We start from the raw sequence: 23,893 nt of genomic DNA on the forward strand, positions 1-23,893 counted from the left end.
GAGCGCCCGTTCTCCGGCCCCGCGCGAGGGGCGCCTCCGGCGAGGGCTCGAGACCAGTGGGACCCGGCGACGGCCCACGGCCCACGGCCCACGGCCCACGGCGAGGATGTGCCGTGAACGACGAAAACGGATGTGCCGCCGGAGCCGTGGTGGCTCCGGCGGCACATCCGTCGGGGAACCTTACTCGCCGGTCTTCTCCGCGAGGGTCACCGTGACGCTGTGGGGCTGCCCGTCCCGGACGTAGGTGATGCTCACCTGCTGGCCGGGCTTGAAGCCGCGGACGGCTCCGACCACGGTGGCGGCCTCGTCCACCGCCGTGTCGTTGATCTTGGTGATCAGATCGCCCTGCTGGATGCCCGCCTTGGCCGCGGGGCTTCCCTCGGTGACCTGGCCGACCAGGGCTCCGCCCGCGTCCCCGGTGGCGTCGGTCATGCTCACGCCCAGGAAGGCGTGGGAGACCTTGCCGCTCTCGATGAGCTGCTGGGCGACCTGGTTGGCGGTGGTGATGGGAATCGCGAAGCCGACGCCGATGCTGCCCTCCCCGCCGTTGGTGGCGATGGCGGTGTTGATGCCCACCACCTGGCCGGCCGCGTTGACCAGCGCACCTCCCGAGTTGCCGGGGTTGATCGCCGCGTCGGTCTGGATGGCGCCGCCGATGGTGGTGCCCGCGCTGCCGCTCTGCTGCTGCCTGCCCCAGCCGGGCGGGAGCTGCTGCCGGCCCTGGTCGCCGCCGACGGTCAGGGTACGGTTCAGCGCGCTGACGATACCGGCGGTGACCGAGCCGGACAGGCCGAGCGGGCTGCCGATCGCGAGGACGGAGTCACCGACCTTCAGCCGGTCGCTGTCGCCGAGCGATGCCTTGGTCAGGCCGGAGACCCCCTCCGCCTTGATGACCGCGAGGTCGGTGGCCGGGTCGGTACCGACGATCTTCGCGGTGGCGGATTTCCCGTCGCTGAACTTGACGGTCACCTGGCTGCCCGGACCCCCCTGGCCTCCGGCCTCCACCACGTGGTTGTTGGTCAGGATCAGTCCGTCCTCCGACAGCACCACCCCGGACCCCTCGCCCCCGCCGGCGGCGGTCCTGATCTCGATCGACACCACGGAGGGCTGGACGGCCTGGGCGATGTCGGCGACCGTGGTCACGTTGCCGACCTGGCTCACCACCGGGCCGGCCGACGAGACCTGGGCGACGGCGCCGCCGTTGAGACTCGTCGCGGCGAAGGCCCCCGCGACCCCACCTCCGACGGCCATGGCCGCCAGAGCGAGACCGGCGCCTACCTTCTGCCCGACGCTGAGTCTTCCTCGCTGCGGGGGGACCGCCCCCGATCCCCCGTACCCTCCGGCTCCTACCGGCGCCTCGGCGGCGAGCTGTTCCGGCACCGGGTGGATCAGCGTCGGCTGCGGTCCGGTGTCGGCGTCGGCGCGGTAGGCGCCGACGCGTGGCGGCACCTTGCCGAACTGGGTCCAGCCGTCGTTCCCGGGGGTCGCCTCGGCCGGTGTGCCCTGCTGCTCATTCCTGTTCGGGTCCATGTCTTCCCCCAAGTCCTACATCCCCCACGATTCGACGGGGCGGAGGCCGGTACTCACCGGTTAGGGAAAACAATGCCCGACCGCACGTAAGACCAGGTTAAGAGCCTGATCGCGTCGGGCGGGATCCTCTGACAACGGCTTTATCCGCCGTGCTCAGCGGGCACCCCGCGGCCCGGAGACCAACGTGAAGATCTTTTCCAGACTCGGCGCGCGGACGGGGATGCCGAGGACCACCCGCCTCTCCGGCCGGGAAATGCGGCGATCACCCGTGAGGACACCACCGGCATTTCGCCTCGCTCTCTTGTTCTCAGCCCATCTCAGCTCCATACTCATAAATATGAGTATTAATCACCATGACTGTGGTGGCTAGTCGATGGCCTTGCGACACGCGGTGCTGGCCGCGCTGCTGGACGGCGAGTACAGCGGTTACCAACTGACCAAGATCTTCGATGTGGGGGTCTCCAACTTCTGGTACGCCGCCCCCCAGCAGCTCTACGCCGAGCTGGCCAAGCTGGAGTCCGACGCTCTGGTGACGGGCCGCGAGGTCGTGCAACGAGGACGTCCCAACAAGCGGGTGTTCACCGTGACCGAGGCCGGGATGAGCGAGCTCGCCGCCTTCGCCGCGAGCCCGGTCAAGCCCCTGCTCATCCGCGACGACCTGGCCGTGAAGGTCCACGTGTCCGACCTGCTCGACCCCGAGATTCTGATCGCCCAGCTCCACGAGCGCGCGGAGGCGGCGGCGGCCAAGCTCGCGCTGTTCGGCAAGATGCTGGTGCGCCTGCGCGGCGACATGGACGAGGAGTCGTTCCTGCGCGAGGGGGAGCGTGTCGGCCCGTACCTCACCTGCCTGGGAGGGCTCCGGCTGGAGCGGGAGATGCGCGACTGGTGCCTGCAGACCGCCAGGACGCTGGGTGAACGCGCCGTACACAACGAGGGAAAGCCGACGTGAAGACCTACCACCGCTACGTCGCGCTCGGCGACAGCCAGACCGAGGGCCTCGGCGACGGCGACGACGTGAGCGGGTACCGCGGCTGGGCCGACCGGCTCGCCGAGCACCTGGCCGCCGCCAACCCGGACCTGCTCTACGCCAACCTCGCCGTACGCGGCCGCCAGGCCGCCCGGATCCGCGACGAGCAACTGCCGGTCGCCCTGGAACTGCGCCCCGACCTGGCCACGGTCGTGGCCGGCATGAACGACGTCATCCGGCCCGGATACCGGGCCGCCGAGGTCGCCGGCGCCCTGGAGGACATGTTCGCGGGCCTGACCGCCATCGGGACGCACGTGGTCACCTCGACCTTCCCCGACATCACCAGGGTGGCGCCGCTCACCCGCCCGCTCCTGCCCAGGGTGGTCGACCTCAACGAGCGCATCCGCGAGGCCGCCGCCCGTCACGGCGTCACCGTGGTCGACCTGTATCCGCTCGCGTTCGTCACGGATGCCCGGATGTGGCACGAGGACCGCCTGCACATCAGTTCCGTGGGGCACGCCAGGCTCGCCGCCGCCATGGCGCACGCCCTGAGCCTGCCGGGTAGCGATTCCACCTGGATGTCTCCGCTCCCCACGCTGCCCGTCCCCGCCGCCTGGCGGACCGCGGCGACGGAGCTGCGCTGGCTGGTCACCTTCGCCAGGCCGTGGATCGGCCGTCGTCTGCGTGGCCGATCCTCGGGTGACGGCCGCACGGCCAAGCGTCCCCTTCTCGCTCCACCGGCAAGGAACGATCAGCCGATGCCCGGCAGATCGGGCATCGGCTGATCGACGGGCTCGCCCCGCGGGTTCGGCGGGAGGTGCCCGTACGCGACCGGGCCGCGATCTCGCGGACGAGATCGCGGCCCGGCGGACGGTCAGGCCCCGCGCGGGGCCCGGCCGGATGGATCAGGCGTGGCTGTAGATGTTCTCCCAGCCACTCTGGTAGCCGTTGAAGTGGCCGTGGTTGCCCCGCCCCACCTTGACGTAGATGTGCTCGGCGTCCTTACCGGAGAAGGAGTAGAAGCCGGGCCGCTTGGAGCAGTTCTTGAAGCTCTTGAAAGTGGTCGAGCCGTCGAAGCCCACGACCTTGAAGGTCTCCCACGCGCAGAAGTGCCTGGGCTTGCCCCACCACTTGTGGTTGGTGAGCTTACTGTCGACGGTGTAGTGGTATGTGTCCTCCCACTTCCACGCGCGCTTCTTGAACCACTGCTTCACCCACTTGCACTTCTTCTCACCCTTGTACCAGGTGCACTTCTTGACGATCTTGTGATACTTCTTCCAGTACCACTTCTTCTCCGACTTCTTCTCCACGGTGACCTTGCCTTCGGCCTCCGCCTTCTTGTCACCGGAGTAGTACGGTCCCCAGCTGTCGGCGTAGAAGGGGTCCGCGGAGGTGGTCGCGGCGACGGTCTGGACGGGGGTCACGGTCTCGGCGTTGGCCATCGCCGGGGTAGCTGTGGCGAACAGGGCGGCGACACCGGCGCCCAGGAGGATTCGGCTGGCGAATCGCATTTCGAGGGTTCCTCTCGGGAGTGAGGATTTTGACACCCACGTTGTACGATGCGCCGATTGCCCGTAACTTTCACTTCACTTAAAAGGCGAGGCCACATCAATGATCAAATAAAACTACTTGCCGGATAAATCATAAAACAGGGGTAAATGATCAGTGCGACAATCCGGTCAGTTACGCGCGAGACGGCGGGCGACGGTGTCCCCCAGGGTCTGCACGAGTTGCACCACGACGACCAGCACGACAACGGTGACGATCATGAGCGTGGTCTCGAAGCGCTGGTAGCCGTAGCGGATGGCCAGGTCCCCCAGTCCTCCCCCGCCGATCGCCCCGGCCATCGCCGAGTACGAGATCAGCGCGACCACGGTCACCGTGAGCCCCGCGACCAGGCCGGGCATCGCCTCCGGCAGCAGGACCTTGCCGACGATGGTCACCCGCCCCGCCCCCATGGCCTGGGCCGCCTGCACCCTGTCCCTGCCGACCTCGCGCAGCGCGGTCTCCACCAGCCGGGCGAAGAACGGCGCCGCGCCGAGGGTCAGCGGGACCACCGAGGCGATGGTGCCGATGGTCGTGCCGACGATGAGCCTGGTCAGCGGGAGGATCGCGATCATCAGCACGATGAAGGGCAGCGAGCGGCCGATGTTCACGATCAGCCCGAGCACCCGGTTGAGCGCGGGCGAGGGGAACAGCCCGCCCCGGTCGGTGGCGACCAGCGCCACCCCGAGCGGGAGGCCGAGGATCACCGTGAACAGGGTCGACCACAGGACCATCTGGACGGTCTGGCCGGTCGACTCCAGCAGCAGCGGGAGCATCTCTTCCCAGGTCATCGGGCCTCCTCGACGAGCAGGCCGCGTCCGGCCAGGTAGGTGAGCGCGGCGGCGCGCTCGTCACCGGTGACGAGCAGGCGCAGCCGTCCCGTCGAGAGGCCCGCCACCTCCTCCAGCGCCCCGCCGAGGATGTTGACGTCGACGTCGAACTTGCGGACCACCTGCGAGACCACCGGCTCACCGGCCTGCCCGGTGAAGGTGATCGTGACCTGGCCCGGCTCCGGCTCGGGGAGAGGGAACAACTCGGCGGCGAGCCTGGAGCCGGGCCTGGAGATCAGCTCGGGGATGGTCCCCGACTCCTCGACCACGCCGTCCCGCATGATCGCGACCGAGTCGCAGATCGACTTCACGACGTGCATCTCGTGGGTGATCAGCAGGATCGTCAGGCCGAGCTCGCGGTTGAGGCGCTTGAGCAGGGCGAGGATCGACTGTGTGGTGCCCGGGTCGAGCGCCGAGGTGGCCTCGTCCGACAGCAGGACCGGAGGGCTTCCCGCCAGCGCGCGGGCGATGCCGACCCGCTGCTTCTGCCCGCCCGACAGCTGCGCGGGGTGCGCCCCCGCCTTGTCGGCCAGCCCGACCAGCTCCAGCAGCTCGGCCGTACGCCTGACACGCTCGGCCTTGGCCATCCCCATCACCTCCAGCGGGAAGGCGACGTTCCCGGCGACCGTACGGGAGGAGAGCAGGGCGAAGTGCTGGTGGATCATCCCGATCCGCTGCCGGGCCCTGCGCAGCTCACCCTCCTTCAGGCCGGTCAGCTCCTGCCCGGCCACCGAGACGGTGCCGGAGGTCGGCCGCTCCAGGAGGTTCACGCAGCGCAGCAGGGTGCTCTTACCGGCGCCGCTCTGCCCGAGCACGCCGAAGATCTCGCCCTCGCGGACGTGGAGATCCACCCCGTCGACGGCGACCACCTCTCGGCCCCGATCCTGATAGACCTTCCGCAGGCCCGACACATCGATCACAACCGGTTCCCAACGCGCCCGCTATTTACCTCATTCCCGACATGTTAGGTGAGATCAATCACTTGTCAGAAATATCGGCATATGGCGCCACCGACCACGACCGTACCCGGTCACGCCGAGGTCCGGCCGGGGCCGGTCATGCCGATACGGGTCCCGAAGGATCGTCTCGGTGAACGGCCCCGTGTCCGACCACCGGCTGGAGCACCGGTCAAGTAAGGACCAGGCGGTGTCCGGCCTTCGGGTGAACCGCGGGTCGCAACAGGTCGACCTGACCGCATCTGGTGTTGATCAACACTTTGTGCGGTTACCTGACCGGCTCCCTAGTCATGCCGGTACGGGTCCCGCAGGGGGGTGATCCGCTGGGCGAAGTCCTCCTTGATCACCCGCATCCTCTCCCCGGGCGCGTAGAAGCGGCCCTTGGTCTCCCCGTACGGCGTCAGCCAGCCCTTCGCCGCCAGATCGCGCAGGTCCCTGACCGCCTGTCCCTGGCTGAGCGACTCGTCCAGCTGGTATCTGCTCCGGCGCAGCCGTCGGTTGACGAACACCTCGTACAGCGCCGAGACCGTGCGGGGGTTGAGCCCGTCGGCGTCGATCCGCTCCTCCAGGAGCATCCACACCTCCCCCGCCTCCGAGAGTCTCCGTCGGACCTGCTGGGCCTGGAGGTGGTGGGCGCGCAGGCAGAAGCGCACCCAGTGCAGCGTGTCCTTGTGCGGACTCCAGGTGCGCCTGCCCACCGCGGCCAGCGTCCGGTAGTAGTCGACGGTGTTCTCGGCGCCCCCCAGCCACTCCTCGATGGAGGAGAACTCCGGGGTCGTGATCCGGTCCCTGCCGAGCACGAGCGTCTGGAGCGCCCGCGACATGCGGCCGTTGCCGTCGCGCCAGGGATGGATGCTCACCAGGTTGAAGTGGGCCATCGCCGCCCGCACGTAGCTCGGCGCATCCAGATCGCCCTCGTTGAGCCAGGCGACCAGCTCGGCCATCAGCTCCGGCACCCGCTCGGCGTCGGGCCCCTCGTAGACGACCTCCCCGGTGGCGGAGTTGCGGATGTAGATGACACCGGGCCGCACCGTGCCCGGGGTCTTGTCATGGTGATGACCGATCATCATGAAGTTGAGCGCGTGGAGCAGTCCGGCGTCGAACGCGAACACCGGGGCGCGGGAGAGCGTCTGGATGTAGGTGAGCGCCTGCTGGTAACCGGAGATCTCCCTGGCGACCGCACCGGAGGTCTCCAGCGGCTCCTCACCGGCCATGATCGACTCGATGTCCTCGACACTGGCTCGATAGCCTTCGATCGAGTTGGATCCCTGGATGGCCCGCGCCTGGAGCTGGCGCCGGAGCTGGCCGTCCCAGCGGTGGCTCTCCGCGAGACGGTATTTCAGGTCGCGGCGCATCTCCTCGATCTCGCCGAGCACCGCTTCGTCGACGGCCTCCAGGGAAGGCGTTCCGTACAGCATGGAGACCATGCCACCATGACCAGATCATTTGGTCAATCGACTTGATGATTCGTTCATTTATATTCGCTACGTCCGTTTCATCCGGGAATGACGCGGACGGCCCGCCCTCTCGTCGGAGAGAACGGGCCGTCTCGGGGAGCGCCGGTCAGGCGGCGGCGTGCTCGGCCACCTTGGCCGGGGTGAGCGCGATCTCCAGGACCTCGCGCACGTCGCTCACCGTGTGCACGGTGAGCTCGTCACGGACGGCCTGCGGGACGTCGTCCAGGTCGGGCTCGTTGCGCGCCGGGATCAGCACGGTCGTGATGCCCGCCCGGTGGGCGGCGAGCAGCTTCTGCTTCACCCCGCCGATCGGGAGCACCCGGCCGGTGAGGGAGACCTCGCCGGTCATCGCCACATCGGCGCGGACCTGACGGCCCGACAGCAGCGAGGCGAGGGCCGTGATCAGGGTGACGCCCGCGGACGGGCCGTCCTTGGGAACGGCTCCGGCCGGGAAGTGGACGTGCACCGAACGGTCCTTGAGGGAACCGACGGGCAGCTCCAGCTCCGCGCCCCGCGAGCGCAGGTAGGAGAGCGCGATCCGGGCCGACTCCTTCATGACGTCGCCGAGCTGACCGGTGAGGGTCAGACCGGTGTCGCCGGTCTCGGGGTCGGCCAGGGACGCCTCCACGTAGAGGACGTCGCCTCCCGCTCCGGTGACCGCGAGGCCGGTGGCCACGCCGGGCACCGCCGTACGCTGGCTGGACTCCGGAAGCGAGGACTCCGGCACGTTGCGCGGGCGGCCCAGGTAGGGGACCAGATCCTTCACCGTCACGGGCAGCTCGCTCTCGCCGAGCGCGACGTTCGCCGTCACCTTGCGCAGGATCCTGGCGATCGAGCGCTCCAGGGAACGGACCCCGGCCTCCCTGGTGTACTCACCGGCGAGCTTGCGCAGCGCGTCCTCGCCGACGGTGACGTCCTCCGCGGTGAGACCGGCCTTGTCGAGCTGGCGCGGAAGCAGGTGGTCGCGGGCGATGGCGACCTTCTCGTCCTCGGTGTAGCCGTCGAGCGTCACGATCTCCATGCGGTCCAGCAGCGGGCCGGGGATCGCCTCCAGCACGTTCGCGGTCGCCAGGAAGAGCACGTCGCTGAGGTCGAGCTCCACCTCCAGGTAGTGGTCGCGGAAGGTGTGGTTCTGCGCCGGGTCGAGCACCTCGAGGAGCGCGGCGGTGGGGTCGCCCCGGTAGTCGGAGCCGACCTTGTCGACCTCGTCGAGCAGCACGACCGGGTTCATCGAACCGGCCTCGCGGACGGCCCGGACGATCCGGCCGGACTGTGCCCCCACGTAGGTGCGCCGGTGACCGCGGATCTCGGCCTCGTCGCGCACGCCGCCGAGGGCGACCCGGACGAACTTCCTGCCCATCGCGCGGGCCACGGACTCGCCGAGGGAGGTCTTGCCGACCCCGGGAGGGCCGGCCAGCGCGAGCACGGCGCCGCTGCGGCGCCCGCCGACCACGCCGAGGCCCTTCTCCGCCCTGCGTCCGCGGACGGCCAGGTATTCGATGATGCGGTCCTTGACGTCGTCGAGGCCGGTGTGGTCGGCGTCGAGGACGGCGCGGGCCGCGGCGATGTCGTAGGAGTCCTCGGTCCGCTCGTTCCACGGGATGTCGAGGACGGTGTCGAGCCAGGTGCGGATCCAGCCGGTCTCCGGAGACTGGTCGGAGGTCCGCTCCAGCTTGTCGACCTCCTTGAGCGCGGCCTCGCGGACCTTCTCGGGCAGGTCGGCGGCCTCGACGCGGGAGCGGTAGTCCTCCTCCTCGGAGGCGGAGGTGTCACCGTTCAGCTCGGCGAGCTCCTTGCGGACCGCGGCGAGCTGCTGGCGGAGCAGGAACTCGCGCTGCTGCTTCTCCATGCCCTCCTGGACGTCCTTGCGGATCGTCTCGGCCACGTCGAGCTCGGCCAGGTGCTCGCGCGACCACTCGACCAGCTTCTCCAAGCGGTCGGCGGGGTCGGCGGTCTGGAGGATCTCGGCCTTGCGCGGGACGCTCAGCCAGGGGGCGTACCCCGAGTTGTCGGCGAGGATCGAGGGGTCGTCCATCTGGTTGACCGCGTCGACGACCTGCCAGGCGCCCCGCTTCTGCAGGATCGTGGTGGCCAGCGCCTTGTACTCCTTGGCGAGCTCGTGCGCGCGCTCGCCCGCCGCGACGGCGGGGATGCGGGTGGCCTGCACCCACAGGGCCGCGCCGGGGCCGGTCGTGCCGGTGCCCACGCGCACCCGGTCGACACCGCGCACCACGGCCGCCGGCTCGCCTCCGGGGAGCCTGCCCACCTGCTCGACGATCGCCCGCACGCCCACCGAGCCGTATCTGCCGTCGATCCGGGGAACGAGAAGGACCTCCGGCTTGTTGTCAGCGAGAGCCTGCGCCGCGTCGATCGCGGCCCGGACCTCGGTCTCCGACAGGTCAAGCGGGACCACCATGCCCGGCAGCACGACCTCGTCGTCGAGCGGCAGGACCGGGAGGATCAAGCTCTCACTCATGTGAACTCCAAGGGTTGAGTTATACACACTCAATTAATGGGAGTCCGATAATGTTCCCGGCGTTGAGCCTGTTCGCTGTGAGCGATCGTAATTGTGTAATCACGGCTGCTCGGACAACCCGGCCGCTTCAGGAGTGCGTGTACGCCGGACCACGTCGGCGAAGGGGTGAGGAAGATCGCGCCTCAGCGCCGGAGGACGGCCGATACGCCGCCGGGCGCCCCTCGGGAGGGGCGCCCGGCGGCGAGACGTCCGGCGCTGAGGCGCGGAGCCGTCTCACCGTCATCGAGCACGAGGCCGACGCGGGGCACGTCCGGTGCCCGCGCGCGGAGCCGTCAGGGGTGCGAGGGGTTCTGGGGCGAGACGACGGGGAAGACCGGAGGTTCGAAGCCGGCCCCGGTGAGCGGATCCCCGGTCGACTGGGTCAGCAGCAGGCGCGTGGTCTCCAGCAGATGATCGTGCATGGCCTGTGCGGCCCCCTGGTTGTCACGGGCCTGAATGCGCTCCAGGATGCGCTCGTGAACTCGCCAGATGTCGGCGAGCGTCCTGGTCTGGGTCGTGGACAGACCTCGGGCGGACATCTGGGCGCGTGTCGTCGCGACGCTCTGGGTCACCCGCTCGTTGCCCGCTCCTTCCAGGATCAGCTGATGGAACTTCACATCCTCCTCCTGGAAGAGGCGCTCGTCCCCGATCTCGACCGCCTTGCCCATCTTCTCCAGTGCCTCCGAGACCGATGCGATCTGGTCGTCGTTCATCGTGGTCGCGGCGCGATAGACCGAGGGGACCTCGAGCAGGAAACGGATCGAGTAGATCTCCTCGATGTCACGCGTCGTCATCTGGAGGATCCTGACACCGCGGCTGCGTTCGAAACTGACGACCCCATGGGTGGCGAGCTGGAGGAGAGCCTCCCGGACCGGCGTCCGGGACACTCCCAACTGGGCGGCGATCCCCACCACGGAGTGCAACGTGCCAGGTGCCAGCTCGCCCGTGAGGATGGCCCGGCGGATGACTTCGAACGTCTGAGTCGTCAGCGTTGTCTTATCCGTCGAAATCTGTTCCATCCGGCATGGCTCCTGGTGTTTTTGATCTACAGCGTCTGACGTGACGCTCAATGATGCCCCTGCTGATTCAGGGACGCATCCAGAGAGCGACATGCGGCGTGTGGCATGGCAACCGTTTCAGAGAAATGATAGATCGGCTCCCTCGGTGGCCGGGAGCACCGTCTGCGCGTACAGTCGCCGCCAGCCGCGTGCCGGCAGCTCGGGCGGGACGAAGTCCGCACGGCGCCGCTCCAGTTCGTCCTCGTCCACGAGCAGGTCGAGTCGCCGGGCCGCGACGTCCAGTCTGATGAGATCACCGTCACGGACCAGCGCGATCGGTCCCCCTGCCGCGCCCTCCGGGGTGCAGTGCAGCACCACGGTGCCGTAGGAGGTGCCGCTCATCCGCGCGTCGGAGACCCTGACCATGTCCCGGATCCCGGCGCGGGCCAGCTTGGCCGGGATGGGCAGGGCACCGGCCTCCGGCATCCCCGCGGCGACGGGTCCCGCGTTGCGCAGCACCAGCACGTGATCCGGCGTGACGTCCAGATCCGGGTCGTCCAGGATCCGGGCCGCGTCCTCCGCCGAGTCGACGACCAGCGCGGGTCCGGTGTGGTCCATCAGGTGAGGGCTCGCGGCGGCGGTCTTGATGACCGCGCCGCCCGGGGCCAGCGTGCCGTGCAGCACCGCCAGACTCCCCGCCGCTCCCAGGGGGTCCTTCAGCGGGCGGATCGTGGTCTGCCAGTCCTGCCGGGCGGGGGTCCGCTCGATCAGCGATCCCAGGGTGTTCCCCGAGACCCCGACCGTCTCCGGTTCGAGCATGGGCTCCAGGACCTTCAGCAGCGCCGGAAGTCCTCCGGAACGGTGGAAGTCCTCCAGGTAACCCGATCCGGCGGGCTTGCAGTCGACCAGGAGCGGCACCTCGGCGCCGATCGCGTCGAAGTCACCGAGGTCGAGCGGCACCCCGGCCCTTCGTGCCACGGCGGTCAGGTGGATCAGCGCGTTCGTCGATCCGCTCAACGCCGAGAGCACGCGGATGGCGTTGCGGAACGCCGCGGGGGTCATGATCTCCCTCGGCAGCGGGCCTCCCGACCGGCCGAGTTCGACGGCGCGGCGGCCGGTCTCGACACCGTGCCGGAGGCGGGCGCCGGTGGCGGCGGGCGGCGTCGCGCCTCCCGGCAGCATCATGCCGAGGGTCTCGGTGAGGCAGGCCATGGTGGAGGCGGTTCCCATGACCGCGCATGTTCCCGCGGTCGACACCAGTTCGTCGCGGACACCGGTGATCTCCGCCTCGTCGAGTTCACCACCGCGGTGCCTGCCCCAGAAACGCCGGCAGTCGGTACAGGCCCCGAGCCGCTCGCCCTGCCAGCTGCCCGTCATCATCGGCCCGACGACCTCGAGGAGCACCGGCTTGTCCGACGAGGCCGCGGCCATCAGCTGGGCCGGCACGGTCTTGTCGCATCCGCCGAGCAGGACCGCGGCGTCCATCGGAAGCGCGCGGATCATCTCCTCGGTGTCCATCGCGAGCAGGTTGCGGAACAGCATCGTCGTCGGGGACGTCAGGATCTCCCCGAGCGAGATGGTGGGGAACTCCATGGGAAGGCCGCCGGCCTCCAGGACCCCGCGCCTGACCGCCGCCAGCAGGGCGGGCATGTCGCGGTGGCAGGTGTTGTAGTCGGACTTCGTCACCGCGATCCCGACGATCGGCCGGTCCAGCGCCACGTCGTCGTACCCGCTGGAGGCCAGGAAGGCACGCCGGAGGTACTTGCTGAAACCGTCGTCACCGTATGACGTGCGAGCCCGGTCGATGACCGATTCGGTCGGGGGCGTCGTATTCATGGTGGGTGGACCTCCGGGGGTCAAACCGATCGGGGGGAAGGAAAAAAGGGGGCGTCAGTGTCGGAGAGGCATGGCGAGCGGACGCGTGGGAGCACCGGTCGCGCCACGGAGCTTCAGGGAGGCGGCGACGAAGGCGAATTCGTGGAGCCCGTCCGCCGAGAGCCGCTCGCAGTCGACCACCTCCATGATGGGGACGCCCGCCTCTCCCATGAGATAGGTGTGGACGACCTGCCAGTTCTCCTCGTCCGCGGCCGGCATCTGCTCCAGGGCGAGGGTGTCGCCGCCGATGACCGAGGCGCCGAGCCGGGCGAGGAACCGGGCCCCCTCCAGGTTCAGGCCGGGACTGTTGTCGATGTAGGCGTCGATCTTCGGCCAGGCACGCATCCGGCCCGTGCGCACCAGCGCCACGTCACCGGGCCGGAACTCGACGTTCTGACGTCGCAGCGCCTGGCGGAGGTCCTCCTCGCCGATCCCGTGGTTGTCGGGAAGCATGTCGACGTCGTACAGCGCGGCGACGTCGAAGAGCACGCCGCGGGCGATGATGGGAGGGATCTTGTCCGCACCACACCTGGTCCAGTGCCGGGAGCTGATGTGGTCCTGCGCGGAGAAGCCGTTCCAGATCCGGCCGTTGTACCCGAAGTGGTTCAACGTGTCGATGTGGGTTCCGCAGTGCGTGTACATCGAGATGGCGTCGCCGGAGTAGGAGACCAGTTCGTTCTGCTCGCGCCCCATTCCGGTGATGTCGTCCAGGACCGTACCGGCCGGGGTGTGCGTCATCCACTGCTGGAAGCCGGGGTCGCCCGCCTTCGTCCACGAGGGCATTCCGACGAAGTAGTCCACCGACAGGTCGATGGCACCGCCGCCGTCCGCCCGTCGCAGCACCTCGCGCGAGGCCTCGGGGGTGAGCAGGTTCAGCATGCCGATCTCGTCGTCGGGGCCGAATGGGCTACGGGTGACCTCTCGGAACGTGGCACAGTACGCCGCGATCTTGTCCCTGGTCGCCTCACTGATGAGCGCGGGCCCGCACATGGTGGTGTCCGCCTTCCTGTTCGCTTCGCTTACCGGCCCGGGGGCACCGGGCGGGTGATCTCGCCGTACATCTCGGGGCGGCGTCCGGAGAACACCGGGAGTTCGAACCGGCCGGGCTCGATGATCAGTCTCTTCGTCCGGGCGTCCCGCACGTCGATCTCCGCTCCGAACAACCCCTCCTCCTGCCCGGCGTCCACCAGCACCGCTCCGGAGGGCGCGATGATCTGGCTCCTGCCGATGAAGGGGGTGCCGGCCTCGGAGTCGGGGCGGTCGGCCACCGCGAGATAGGTGAGGTTCTCCAGCGCGCGCACCCGTGTCACGTGGTCGGCGAGGAAGTCCGACCCCGCGGGCCAGTTGGTGGGCATCGCGATGACGTCGGCGCCCTGGAGCGCGAGCTCGCGAGCGGACTCGGGGAACCTCAGGTCGAAGCAGATCATCACACCGACCCTGCCGAAGGGGGTGTCGACCACCCGGGGCTCGGTGCCGTCGCCCTGTTCGACGAAACGGTCCGCACCGAGGTAGGGCAGGTGTTGTTTACGGTAACGGCCGATGATCCCGGAGGGCCCGATCACCAGGGCCGAGTTGTGGACCACCCCGTCCGTCTCCTCCAGGAGACCGACCACCGCGTGGATGGAGTTCGCGCGGCAGGCGTCCACCACGCGGCCGATCCGCGGATCCGCGACGTTGAGCGCGGCGGCGTAGGTGTCGGCACGGGAGTCGAACAGGTAGCCGGTGAGCACGCATTCGGGGAAGACCACCAGCCGGTGCCCGGCCGTGGCGCCTGCCCGCAGGATCTCAACGACTCGATCGACGTTCGCCGCCGCATCCGTTCGGTCGACGCTCATCTGAGCCACGCCGATCGGGATGCCGGACCCCGTATCCAAACCGGGCAATGTGCACCTCTGATGTCCATGAGGGAGTGAACACGGCTCAGAGTTGCATGCAGCATGCTGCACGTCAAGCGCAGCATTCACCATTGACATGCAAAGTGCTGCATGCAATGGTGGCCCGACCTGATTCGGACATTGCACCTGAGAGGTAACGGTCATGCCAGAAGTAGTTGTCCTCGCCGGTGCCGTGGGCGGGATCGGCGCCGCGACGGCCCGCGAATGCGCGGCGGCCGGCATGTCCGTCCTACTGACGGATCAACGGGCCGAGCTCGCGGAGCGGCTCGCCGCCGAACTCCGCTCGAACGGCGCGGACGCGGTGGCACACGGACTGGACGTCACCGACGAGGAGGCCGTCGCCGGGACCGTGCGGATCGCTCTCGACCGGTGGGGCCGGATCGACGGCCTGGTGAACTGCGCCGCCACCATCGTGGCGAAACCGCTGGTCGACACCACACTCGCCGACTGGGAGCGGGTCATCACGATCAACGCGACCGGCACCTTCCTGCTGAACAAGCACGTGGTGCGCGCGATGCTCGCCCAGGGGTCACCGGGCTCCATCGTCAACCTCTCCTCGATCTCGGGGACCGTCGGCCTGGCCAACCAGGCCGCGTACTGCGCCTCCAAGGGTGCGGTGACGCAGCTGTCCCGCCAGATCGCCGTCGACTACGCCGCCGCCGGGATCCGGTGCAACGTGGTCAGCCCCGGGTCCGTGGTCACCGAGCAGCTGGAGACCTACCTCGGCTCCCAGCCCGATCCCGAATCGGCTCGGCGGCGCCTCATCGAAGGCCATCCGATCGCGCGTCTCGCGGAACCGCGGGAGGTGGCCAAGGTGATCCTTTTTCTGCTGAGCCCCGCCGCCGGCTTCATGACCGGGGCGGACGTGGCCGTAGACGGCGGCTACACCGCCGTCTGAGAGCACCGGCGTACCTCCCCCATCCCCGGCTCGCGCAGTTTCCAGAAAGGGAATCGGAAATGTCCCGGCATACGACCTTGCCGCCGACGAGGCGCACCGCTCCCGGTGGACCGATCGACCCGCGCCGCCTCCTGACAGGCCGGTTCTCCTCGATCTGGCTGATCACGCTGCTGCTCTTCGCCGCCAGCCCGCTGATCTCCCCCGGCAGCCTGTCCGGCTCCGCCGTCCTGTCGATGCTCCCGTTCGCCGCCGTGATGGCGATCGCCGCGCTCGGCCAGACCCTCGTCGTCTCCCAGGGCGGCATCGATCTGTCGGTGCCGGGGGTGATGGCGCTGGCCGCGGTCCTGGCGACCAAACTGCCGACGGTCACGAGTGTGCCGGTCTGGGCGGCGGTCGCGATGGGGATCGCGGTGGGCGCGGTGAGCGGTCTGGTCATCGGCATCGCCGTGGTGCGGCTGTCCATCGCCGCGTTCGTCGCCTCCCTCGCGGTGAACTCCATCCTCATCGGCGTCGTCCTGCAGGTCTCCAAGGGGTTCCCCGCCTCCGCCGCACCCGGCCTGAGCGCCTTCGCCGTCGGATCCGTGTGGGGCGTCCCCAACCTGCTGCTGGTCGCCGTCGTGGTGGTCACCTTCGCGCACTGGGGGGTCCGGCACACGGTGCTCGGCCGTCGCTTCGTCGCGGTCGGCGCCGGGCGGCCCGCGGCGCGGCTGCTCGGTCTGCCCACCGGCTCCTACGAGGCGGGTGCCTACGTGACGGCGGGTATCTGCTACTCGCTGGCCGGCGTCCTGCTCGCGGGTTACCTGCGGACTCCGGACATCCTGCTCGGGAACACCTACCTGCTCCCCACGATCGCGGCCGTCGTCCTGGGCGGAAGCCTGCTGTCCGGCGGCATCACCAGCCTGGCCGCCACCGCCGTCGCCGCCCTGTTCCTCACCCAGCTGGACCAGGTGGTCCTCGCCGCCGGCGCCTCCACCGCCACCCAGCTGCTCGTCCAGGCAGGCGTGCTCGCGCTGAGCGTGGTGTTCCGCGGAGTGCCCTGGGGCACCGTCCGCACGCGGCTGAGAACCCGTTCCCCCGCTACCCGATCCATGCCGTCATCACCGTGAACGGCGAGCTTCCTCCCTCCCCAAGAAGTGTCACCCCCGACAGGAGATCGCAATGCCTCCCACCAAACCTCGATTCCGGGCCCGCCACTCGGCCGCCGTTCTGGCACTCGCGCTCCTCGGCGCGGCGGGCTGCGCCGGCGGCCCGGGCGAGACGAAGGCCGCCGGCGGTGTCCAGGACGTCTACAGCGACGTGGCCCGGACCGGAGACGTCTCCCAGCTCCGCCCCATGACGGACTTCTGCGGCACCAAACCGGTGAAGGTCGCGCTCGCCGACGGTACCGGCGACAACGCCTTCAGGAAGACGGCCCGCGCCGAGTTCGAGGACGAGGCGAGCAAGTGTCCCAACATCACCGTGCTGCCGTACGCCGACGGTCAGAACAACCCGCAGAAGGCGATCAGTGACATCAAGGCCCTGGTCGCCCAGGGTGTCGAGGCCCTGGTCGTCTTCCCCGACGCGGGCGAGGCACTGCTGCCGACCCTGCGCGAGGCCTACAAGGCGGGCGTGCAGGTGGTGCCGTGGACGGCGAACCCGGGAGGCAAACCGGGCCAGGACTACACCACGTTCGTCGGCCACAACACGGTCAACGACGGCGTGACGTGGACGCGCTGGATGTGCGAGAACCTCGGGAGCAAGGGCGGGAACGTCGTCTTCCTCGGCGGTACCCCGGGCAACACCCAGAGCATCACCGAGATGGTCGGCATCGAGAAGGAACTCAAGGAGAACACCGCCTGCGCGGGCGTCAAGCTGCTGAACGAGCCCGGCAAGCCGATCGACACGAACTGGAACCCGGCCCAGCTGCAGAAGGTCGTGTCCGGACTGCTCACCAAGTACCCGACGATCGACGGTGTGATCACCGACTCCGGTGACGCGTCGCTGGGTGGCATCCGCGCCTTCCTCCAGGCCGGTCGGCCCCTGCCGTTGTGGACCGCCAACGACCTCAACGGCTTCGCCTGCGCCTGGAAGGAGAACTCGGCCAAGCAACCGACCTTCCAGACCGTGACCGTGTCCTCGCGTACCTGGATCATCCGCCTCGCACTGCGCAAGGCCGTCGCCGCTCACCAGGGCATCAAGAACGACGAGCCCGAGATCATCAACATCCCGATCTTCGAGAACACCCTGGACGAGACGAAGCCCCCCAAGTGCGACCCCGATCTTCCCGCCAGCGCGATCCTGTCCTCCGAGCTCACGCCGGAGCAGCTCAAGCAGGCCTACAACTGATCACTCGTTGTGCTCCGCCGGGCGCGCGCCCGGCGGAGCGCATTGAGCCTGAGTGAGGAGTGATCCTTCGCATGGCCGATTCGAACGCTGGACTGGTTCTCCGCGGGGTGACCAAACGCTTCCCCGGCGTCGTCGCGCTCGACGGCGTCGAGTTCCAGGCCCGTCCGGGCGAGGTGCACGCCCTGGTCGGAGGGAACGGCGCCGGGAAGTCCACGCTCATGGCCGTGGCCTCCGGCGCACTGGCACCCGACGCGGGCACCGTCGAGATCGCGGGCTCGCCGATGCGGCAGCGGTCCCCGATCGCCGCCCGGGAGCAGGGCCTGGCCATCGCCTTCCAGCATCCGGCGCTTCTCCCCGACCTCACGGTCACCGAGAACCTCCTGCTGAGCGTGCCGAAGCGGCTGCGGCCGTCGTTCGGCGACGCCCAGGACTGGGCTCGGAAACAGCTGCTCGTCATGGGGATGGACATCGACCCGGCCGTCGCGGCCGGGCGGTTGACCCTGGCCGAGAAGCAGGCGGTCGAGATCTGCGGTGCCTTCGCCTGCGAGCCCGGCGTCCTGATTCTCGACGAACCGACCGAGCCCTTCATGGCGGCCGAGATCGAGAGACTCTTCGAGCAGGTCAGGCTCGCCGCGGCCCGCGGCATGACGGTGATCTACATCAGTCATCGGCTGCCCGACGTGATGGCACTGTCCGACCGGCTCACGGTACTGCGCGACGGGCAGGTGCGCGGAACCTTCCTCTCCTCCGAGGTGTCCGAGCAGGAGGTCATCACCCGCATCGCGGGACGCGAGATCGAGGCGCTGTTCCCACCGCGTCCCTCGTCCGTCGGCGACGTCGTGATGGAGGTCAGGGACCTGCGCTCGGACCGGCTCCGGGGGATCACCACCACGCTGGCCCGCAACGAGGTTCTCGGCCTCGCCGGCGTGGAGGGCAACGGACAGCGCGACTTCATCCGGTCACTCGGCGGCGCCGACCCGGTGACCGGCGGCGACGTCATCGTCTCCGGTCGCCGGGTCGATCTCGGCAGCCCACGTCGTGCCCGGCGTGCCGGCGTCGTGCTCATGCCCCAGGAACGGCACGTCGAGGGCGTCGCGACCGTACTGTCGGTCAAGGAGAACCTGGGCGTCGCCGCCACGGGTGAGACGGCGGTCGCCGGTGTGGTGCGAGGCTCGGCGGAGAACTCGATCGTGGCCGAGGAGATCAGCCGGCTCGGCATCAAGGTGGCCTCGCCCGACTCCGCCGTGGAGCACCTGTCGGGAGGAAACCAGCAGAAGGTCGTGCTCGGCCGGGCCCTGCTCTCCGCGCCCAAGGTGCTGCTCTGCGACGAGCCCACCCAGGGCATCGACGTCGGTGTCCGCTCCGACATCTACCACCGGCTCCGCTCCACCGCCGAGTCTGGAACACCCGTCGTGGTGCTCAGCTCGGACAACGTCGAACTGGCCGGGTTGTGCGACCGGGTACTGGTCTTCTCCCAGGGGCGGGTCGTCCGCGAACTGACCGGCGACGAGATCTCCGACCATTCCCTCACCGAGGCGTCCCTGACGGCCGCGACCTCGGCGCGGACGGCGGAGTCCTCGGTACGGACACGAGGCACGGGCCTGTTCGGCGGAGTGCGGCGCCTGCTCTCCAGCGAGCAGGCACCCAGCGCGTTCCTCGCGATCGCGATCGTGCTGCTCGCCGCGGTGAGCGCGACCCGTAGCGACCGCTTCCTGTCCGAGTTCAACATCGCGAGCATGCTGGGACTGCTGGCACCGGTACTCTTCCTCGCCGCCGGCCAGCTCGTCGTCATCCTCACCGGGGGGATCGACCTCTCCGTCGGCCCCCTGAGCGGGGCCCTCGTGGTCATCGCGTCGTTCTACGTCCTCGACGGGTACGGGGCAGGCTGGTGGATCCTGGGCTTCCTGCTGATGATCCTCATGGCGACCGGTGTGGGGCTGGCCAACGGAGCGATGGTCAGATTCGCCAGGGTGACACCGGTGGTCGCCACTTTGGTCACCTACACCGCGCTCCAGGGATTCTCCCTGTTCATGCGGGACTCGCCCGGAGGCTCCATCGCCACCTCCGTCACCGAGGCGCTCAGCGCGCGCATCGGCCCGATTCCCTGGGCTGTGATCGTCGGTGCCGTTCTCCTCGTCCTGCTGGAAGTGATGTCCAGGCGCTCCATGACGGGGCTCAGGTTGCGGGGGGCCGGCTCGTCGGAACACGCGGCACGGAACCGGGGCATCCCGGTGGAACGCGTTCACCTGGTCGTCTATCTGGCCAGCGCGCTCTTCACCGTGTGCGGTGCCCTGCTGCTGATGGCGCAGATCGGCGTGGGCGACCCGACGGCGGGGATCAGTTACACGATGGCCGCCATCACCGCGGTCGTCCTCGGTGGGGCCTCGATCTTCGGGGGCAGGGGCAGCTTCGTCGGCGTCCTGTTCGGAGTCGTGCTCCTGCAGCTCATCCAGAACACCACGGTGTTCCTCGGTCTGTCGCAGTCGTGGCAGTACTGGATGCTGGGTCTCATGGCACTGGGCGCGACGGCGATCTACTCACAGGTCCGCACCGCGCGAGCGTGACAGGCGGGCGGTCACGCGCCTCCCGGCGGGCAGCCCGGATCACGGGTGCCCGACATCGCGACCGGCTGCCACCGGGACCACCGGGGCCCTCTTCGGCTTCCGGTCACGCTGTCGGGCACACCTTGACCGTTCAGAACGGACGTGTCATCAGACCGTTCTCTCCCTCACCCCCGGCTACACACGATCCCGTTGATCTGGAAGGCCGCCGGGGTGGGGTTGGCTCCGCCATGGGTTCCCTGGAAGCCGATGAGCCGGGACTGCCCGGGAGACAGGTCCTTGTTCCAGGCCAGGCTCTTGGCCGTCACCGCGGTCCCGGTCTGCGACCAGGTGGCCTCCCAGCCCGAGGTCACCCGCTGACCTGAGTCGGCGAAGGTGAACGTGAGCCGCCAGTCGGTGAGGGGGGTGGAGCCGGTGTTGGAGATCTTGATGTGCGTGCTCATTCCGGTGCTCCACGGCCAGGAGGTGTACTCCACCTCGCAGCTGCCGGTCGGCGTCGGCGTGGGGGGCATGGGGAGGTCGTTGTAGATCTTGACGGCCACCGTTCCGGACGGAGGGCTCACCTCGTTCAGGGGGTCGACGGCCACGACGTACAGGTGGTACGTCACCGACTCGACGCCGCGCGGGGGAAACGGAAGGTAGACCGTCCCCTCGGTCGCCGCGGACTGGAAGGTGGCCACCCTGACGGCCGTGCCGTTCCTGTCCTCGTACACGTAGTAGCAGGCGATGCCCTGCGGGTCGCTGGAGGCGGCCCAGCTCAGGCGTGCCGAGTTGAGCACGACGCTCAGGACCGTCGGCGTTCCCGGCGCGGTCGGCGGGCTGCTGGAGGGCGCCGGGGTCACCGGGCCCGTATGGCACGGAGGGGCACCGGACGGAGCGGGCGACGGCGCCGGTGCCGGTGCGGCCGTGGCGCTCCCTGCCGCCATGAGGACGAGAGCCGCGGCCGTCAATCCTCCGGTGACCCAACCGGCCAACCATGTCCTTACTCGCATCGACCTACCTCCCCGTACCGATCAGTCTTTTCCACGAAAATCACCCTCAGGATGGGAATGGTCAACGCCGCGCGACCACCACGCCCGGCTGTCCCTGATGAACGAGGTCGGCCGATGAAACGTTCAGCGAAGACGGGTGCCGACGGAGAGCCGGAGAAGATCCTCGGCCCGCGGTGAGGACACGGGAGCTACCAGGGCAAGGCCACCGCTCCGGGTGGACCGCTCTTCCGAAAGACCCCGGGTGGTTCCTGCGGGTGATGCCGGGATCTCGCCCCACGGTGGCCGAGTGGCTCCTGCGGGTGATGCCGAGGTCTCACCCCACGGTGGGACGCGGAGTGGGCCCCACCCTGCCTAGGCTGTTCCGGTGATCTCCAGCTCCGCCCGGCGGTTCCTCTCGCGACGTACGTGGCGGGTGCGGGAGATCGCCGTACCGCTGGTCCGGCCGCTCACCGAGGCGCTGGTGACCGGGGTGTCCGACCCGGCCCGTCCTCGGTCGCGCCGCCTCGCTCCCCGGATGCCGGGAGTGCTGGGACTGCTGCCCTTCCGCAGGGTGGACCTGGTCCTGCTGGGTGACCTGCTGCTCGCCTTCCTGTTGTTCAATCTGGCCCTGTCCGACCTCCAGGACCGGGTGGTCGCGACGCGCTCTCCCCTCGATCCCCAGGGGATCGTGTTCGCGGCCCTCGCCTTCTCCCTGCCGCTCGCGCTGCGCGACCGGTGGCCGCTGGCGGCCTGGCGGTCGGCCTTCCTTCTCATCCCGCTGGGAACGGTCGTCTCGCGGCAACTCCTCATCGGCATCCCCTACACCGCGTCCACCACGTTCATGTACACGCTCGTGGTCTACGCGGTCGCGGTCCGCTGCGAGCGGCACATCACCATCGGTGTGTGGATCGCCTCGGTCCTGGGCTCCTGGATGATCCATCCCGACTCGGTGACCGTCATCACCGGCATGGTCACGGTGACCGTCCTGTTCGGCCACAACGTGCGCGCCCGGCGGCTGGCCGCCGGACTGCTGGCCAGGGAGGAACGGCGCAGCGAGCGCGCCCTCGCGGCCCAGGCCGCCCTTGAGGAACGGGCCAGGATCGCCAGGGAGCTCCACGACGTCGTCGCCCACCACATGTCGGTGATCGCCATCCAGGCCGAGGCCGTCCCGATGCAGGCTGCCGGGGACGCGCGGCGCCTGGAGGACGGGCTGAGGGAGATCCGGGCGCTGTCCCTCTCGGCGATGACCGAGATGCGCCGCGTGCTCGGCGTCCTACGGGAGGGGGACGAGCACGCCGACACCGCGCCGCAGCCGGGCCTCGGCCGCCTGGAGGAACTCGTCGACACCGCGCGCTCCGCCGGGCTCGACGTGACGCTCAAACTGGCCGGCAACCTGATCGAGCTGCCCACGGCGGTGAGTCTGTCCGCCTACCGGATCGCCCAGGAGTCTCTCAGCAACGCCATGCGGCACGCCCCCGGCTCCGCCGTCTCGCTGCGCATCGCCCGATACCGTTCCGAGCTGCACATCCACGTGACGAACAACACCGGATACCGCTCCCCCAGGCAGCGAGGGGCCAAGGGGCATATGGGACACGGCCTGATCGGGATGCGCGAACGGGTGTCCATGCTCGGCGGGAAACTCTGGGCCGGTCCGACCGGGACGGGCTTCGCGGTCACCGCCATACTGCCGATCACCGAGGACGTATGAACCCTTCCCTCAAAGGCTCCCCGCTCAAGGAGATGCGATGACGATCCGGGTGCTCATCGCCGACGACCAGGGCATGGTGCGGACCGGTTTCACGGTGTTCCTGAGCTCGCAGCCCGACATCGAGGTCGTCGGCGAGGCCGCCAACGGCGCCGAGGCCGTGGCACGGGTGGCCGAGTTGCGGCCCGACGTGGTGCTGATGGACGTGCGGATGCCGGTGATGGACGGCCTGACCGCCACCCGCCACATCCTCACCCCCGGAACCTCTTCTCCTCCCGCCCCTTCCTTACGGGCGAGCTCCGGGCTCGCCGCACCCACGCACTCCTCCGTACGGCCGGACTCCCCCGCCTCCCCCGGCCCGCCCGACGATCCCGGCGCGCGTCCTTCCCTGCCGAAGGTGCTGATCCTGACCACGTTCGACCTCGACGACTACGTGTACGAGGCGCTGCGCGCGGGGGCGAGTGGCTTCCTGCTCAAGGACGCCTCCGCGCAACAACTCGCCGAGGCGGTCCGGGTGGTGGCGGCCGGGGAGGCGCTGCTGGCACCTTCGGTGACCCGGCGGCTGATCGCGGAGTTCGCCCGCGTCGGCCCGAGCCGCCCGCGCGGGCGACTGGACGACATCACCGAGCGGGAAACGGAGGTGCTCGCGCTCATCGCGCGCGGCAGGTCCAACCAGGAGATCGCCGAGCAGCTCATGCTCTCGGAACAGACGGTCAAGACCCACGTGGGCCGGATCCTCGCGAAGCTGAACCTGCGCGACCGCGCCCAGGCGATCGTCCATGCCTACGAGACGGGCCTGGTCCGCCCCGGCGAGTGACCCCGGGATCGGTCCCTTCGTGCCCGAGGGGGACGGGGAAGGTGACCG

Annotated in this window: 19 protein-coding genes and 1 pseudogene; 8 read left to right on the top strand and 12 right to left on the bottom strand. The window is 69.4% G+C overall.

What is annotated here, in order from left to right:
- Positions 1-180 precede the first annotated feature (180 nt).
- Complete coding sequence (locus ABT352_RS08675; protein ID WP_350943656.1) at positions 181-1,530, bottom strand: S1C family serine protease; 1,350 nt, start codon at positions 1,528-1,530, stop codon at positions 181-183.
- A 373-nt stretch (positions 1,531-1,903) separates the two neighbouring features.
- Between ABT352_RS08675 and ABT352_RS08680 the strand changes: the two genes are divergently transcribed.
- Together ABT352_RS08680 and ABT352_RS08685 are read left to right on the top strand one after the other, a co-directional pair.
- Positions 1,904-2,479: a PadR family transcriptional regulator gene (locus ABT352_RS08680; RefSeq protein ID WP_350943657.1), complete on the top strand. Its 576-nt coding sequence runs from the start codon at positions 1,904-1,906 to the stop codon at positions 2,477-2,479.
- On the top strand, positions 2,476-3,282 hold the full coding sequence (locus ABT352_RS08685) for an SGNH/GDSL hydrolase family protein (RefSeq protein ID WP_350943659.1): 807 nt from the start codon (positions 2,476-2,478) through the stop codon (positions 3,280-3,282). Before ABT352_RS08680 ends, ABT352_RS08685 begins: the two co-directional genes overlap by 4 nt.
- Before the next feature lie 120 nt (positions 3,283-3,402).
- Here ABT352_RS08685 and ABT352_RS08690 read toward each other — a convergent pair whose 3' ends face one another.
- From ABT352_RS08690 to ABT352_RS08735, 10 genes and pseudogenes are all read right to left on the bottom strand, one after another.
- Positions 3,403-4,008 (bottom strand): ubiquitin family protein, encoded by a 606-nt coding sequence (locus ABT352_RS08690; RefSeq protein ID WP_350943660.1) that lies wholly within the window; start codon positions 4,006-4,008, stop codon positions 3,403-3,405.
- 168 nt (positions 4,009-4,176) lie between these two features.
- Complete coding sequence (locus ABT352_RS08695) at positions 4,177-4,833, bottom strand: methionine ABC transporter permease (RefSeq protein ID WP_350943662.1); 657 nt, start codon at positions 4,831-4,833, stop codon at positions 4,177-4,179.
- Positions 4,830-5,792: a methionine ABC transporter ATP-binding protein gene (locus ABT352_RS08700; protein ID WP_350943664.1), complete on the bottom strand. Its 963-nt coding sequence runs from the start codon at positions 5,790-5,792 to the stop codon at positions 4,830-4,832. Before ABT352_RS08700 ends, ABT352_RS08695 begins: the two co-directional genes overlap by 4 nt.
- A gap of 320 nt (positions 5,793-6,112) precedes the next feature.
- Positions 6,113-7,255, bottom strand: a complete 1,143-nt coding sequence (locus tag ABT352_RS08705) for a Fic family protein (RefSeq protein ID WP_350943665.1) — start codon at positions 7,253-7,255, stop codon at positions 6,113-6,115.
- 136 nt (positions 7,256-7,391) lie between these two features.
- The gene (gene lon / locus ABT352_RS08710) at positions 7,392-9,761 is read right to left on the bottom strand and encodes an endopeptidase La (protein ID WP_350943666.1); all 2,370 of its coding nucleotides are present in this window, start codon (positions 9,759-9,761) and stop codon (positions 7,392-7,394) included.
- Between the two features lie 332 nt (positions 9,762-10,093).
- Positions 10,094-10,594 (bottom strand): GntR family transcriptional regulator, encoded by a 501-nt coding sequence (locus tag ABT352_RS08715; RefSeq protein ID WP_350944236.1) that lies wholly within the window; start codon positions 10,592-10,594, stop codon positions 10,094-10,096.
- Between the two features lie 18 nt (positions 10,595-10,612).
- A pseudogene (locus tag ABT352_RS08720) lies at positions 10,613-10,912 on the bottom strand (GntR family transcriptional regulator); the annotation flags it as partial.
- A gap of 24 nt (positions 10,913-10,936) precedes the next feature.
- The gene (locus ABT352_RS08725; protein ID WP_350943667.1) at positions 10,937-12,634 is read right to left on the bottom strand and encodes a dihydroxy-acid dehydratase; all 1,698 of its coding nucleotides are present in this window, start codon (positions 12,632-12,634) and stop codon (positions 10,937-10,939) included.
- Positions 12,635-12,688: 54 nt separating this feature from the next.
- The gene (locus tag ABT352_RS08730; protein WP_350943668.1) at positions 12,689-13,663 is read right to left on the bottom strand and encodes a cyclase family protein; all 975 of its coding nucleotides are present in this window, start codon (positions 13,661-13,663) and stop codon (positions 12,689-12,691) included.
- Between the two features lie 29 nt (positions 13,664-13,692).
- Positions 13,693-14,790, bottom strand: a complete 1,098-nt coding sequence (locus ABT352_RS08735; protein WP_350943670.1) for a carbon-nitrogen hydrolase family protein — start codon at positions 14,788-14,790, stop codon at positions 13,693-13,695.
- On the opposite strand from ABT352_RS08735, the gene ABT352_RS08740 reads away from it, so the two are divergent.
- From ABT352_RS08740 to ABT352_RS08755, 4 genes are all read left to right on the top strand, one after another.
- Positions 14,711-15,466: an SDR family NAD(P)-dependent oxidoreductase gene (locus ABT352_RS08740; protein ID WP_350943671.1), complete on the top strand. Its 756-nt coding sequence runs from the start codon at positions 14,711-14,713 to the stop codon at positions 15,464-15,466. The two genes, ABT352_RS08735 and ABT352_RS08740, sit on opposite strands and share 80 nt — an antisense overlap.
- A 59-nt stretch (positions 15,467-15,525) precedes the next feature.
- Positions 15,526-16,572 (top strand): ABC transporter permease, encoded by a 1,047-nt coding sequence (locus ABT352_RS08745; protein WP_350943672.1) that lies wholly within the window; start codon positions 15,526-15,528, stop codon positions 16,570-16,572.
- 52 nt (positions 16,573-16,624) lie between these two features.
- On the top strand, positions 16,625-17,791 hold the full coding sequence (locus ABT352_RS08750) for a substrate-binding domain-containing protein (protein WP_350943673.1): 1,167 nt from the start codon (positions 16,625-16,627) through the stop codon (positions 17,789-17,791).
- Positions 17,792-17,862: 71 nt separating this feature from the next.
- Entirely contained in the window at positions 17,863-20,355 is a 2,493-nt protein-coding gene (locus ABT352_RS08755) for an ATP-binding cassette domain-containing protein (protein WP_350943674.1), read from the top strand.
- Between the two features lie 164 nt (positions 20,356-20,519).
- On the opposite strand, the gene ABT352_RS08760 is transcribed toward ABT352_RS08755, so the two are convergent.
- Complete coding sequence (locus tag ABT352_RS08760) at positions 20,520-21,194, bottom strand: cellulose binding domain-containing protein (RefSeq protein ID WP_350943675.1); 675 nt, start codon at positions 21,192-21,194, stop codon at positions 20,520-20,522.
- A 514-nt stretch (positions 21,195-21,708) separates the two neighbouring features.
- On the opposite strand from ABT352_RS08760, the gene ABT352_RS08765 reads away from it, so the two are divergent.
- Both ABT352_RS08765 and ABT352_RS08770 read left to right on the top strand, forming a co-directional pair.
- Entirely contained in the window at positions 21,709-23,031 is a 1,323-nt protein-coding gene (locus tag ABT352_RS08765) for a sensor histidine kinase (protein ID WP_350943676.1), read from the top strand.
- A gap of 37 nt (positions 23,032-23,068) precedes the next feature.
- Positions 23,069-23,845, top strand: a complete 777-nt coding sequence (locus ABT352_RS08770; RefSeq protein WP_350943678.1) for a response regulator — start codon at positions 23,069-23,071, stop codon at positions 23,843-23,845.
- The last annotated feature ends 48 nt before the right edge of the window (positions 23,846-23,893 follow it).

The organism is Streptosporangium sp. NPDC000563 (genome assembly GCF_040299985.1).
Taxonomy (GTDB): Bacteria; Actinomycetota; Actinomycetes; order Streptosporangiales; family Streptosporangiaceae; genus Streptosporangium.

Bases quoted from the DNA above. Each gene is read 5' to 3' on its own strand.
- ABT352_RS08730 (WP_350943668.1), bottom strand. From the start codon at position 13,663: ATGTGCGGGCCCGCGCTCATCAGTGAGGCGACCAGGGACAAGATCGCG.
- ABT352_RS08725 (WP_350943667.1), bottom strand. From the start codon at position 12,634: ATGAATACGACGCCCCCGACCGAATCGGTCATCGACCGGGCTCGCACG.
- ABT352_RS08675 (WP_350943656.1), bottom strand. From the start codon at position 1,530: ATGGACCCGAACAGGAATGAGCAGCAGGGCACACCGGCCGAGGCGACC.
- ABT352_RS08680 (WP_350943657.1), top strand. From the start codon at position 1,904: ATGGCCTTGCGACACGCGGTGCTGGCCGCGCTGCTGGACGGCGAGTAC.
- lon (WP_350943666.1), bottom strand. From the start codon at position 9,761: ATGAGTGAGAGCTTGATCCTCCCGGTCCTGCCGCTCGACGACGAGGTC.
- ABT352_RS08745 (WP_350943672.1), top strand. From the start codon at position 15,526: ATGTCCCGGCATACGACCTTGCCGCCGACGAGGCGCACCGCTCCCGGT.
- ABT352_RS08735 (WP_350943670.1), bottom strand. From the start codon at position 14,790: ATGCCGGCCGCCGCGCATTCGCGGGCCGTCGCGGCGCCGATCCCGCCC.
- ABT352_RS08755 (WP_350943674.1), top strand. From the start codon at position 17,863: ATGGCCGATTCGAACGCTGGACTGGTTCTCCGCGGGGTGACCAAACGC.
- ABT352_RS08690 (WP_350943660.1), bottom strand. From the start codon at position 4,008: ATGCGATTCGCCAGCCGAATCCTCCTGGGCGCCGGTGTCGCCGCCCTG.
- ABT352_RS08695 (WP_350943662.1), bottom strand. From the start codon at position 4,833: ATGACCTGGGAAGAGATGCTCCCGCTGCTGCTGGAGTCGACCGGCCAG.
- ABT352_RS08740 (WP_350943671.1), top strand. From the start codon at position 14,711: ATGCCAGAAGTAGTTGTCCTCGCCGGTGCCGTGGGCGGGATCGGCGCC.
- ABT352_RS08770 (WP_350943678.1), top strand. From the start codon at position 23,069: ATGACGATCCGGGTGCTCATCGCCGACGACCAGGGCATGGTGCGGACC.
- ABT352_RS08715 (WP_350944236.1), bottom strand. From the start codon at position 10,594: ATGACGACGCGTGACATCGAGGAGATCTACTCGATCCGTTTCCTGCTC.
- ABT352_RS08750 (WP_350943673.1), top strand. From the start codon at position 16,625: ATGCCTCCCACCAAACCTCGATTCCGGGCCCGCCACTCGGCCGCCGTT.
- ABT352_RS08705 (WP_350943665.1), bottom strand. From the start codon at position 7,255: ATGGTCTCCATGCTGTACGGAACGCCTTCCCTGGAGGCCGTCGACGAA.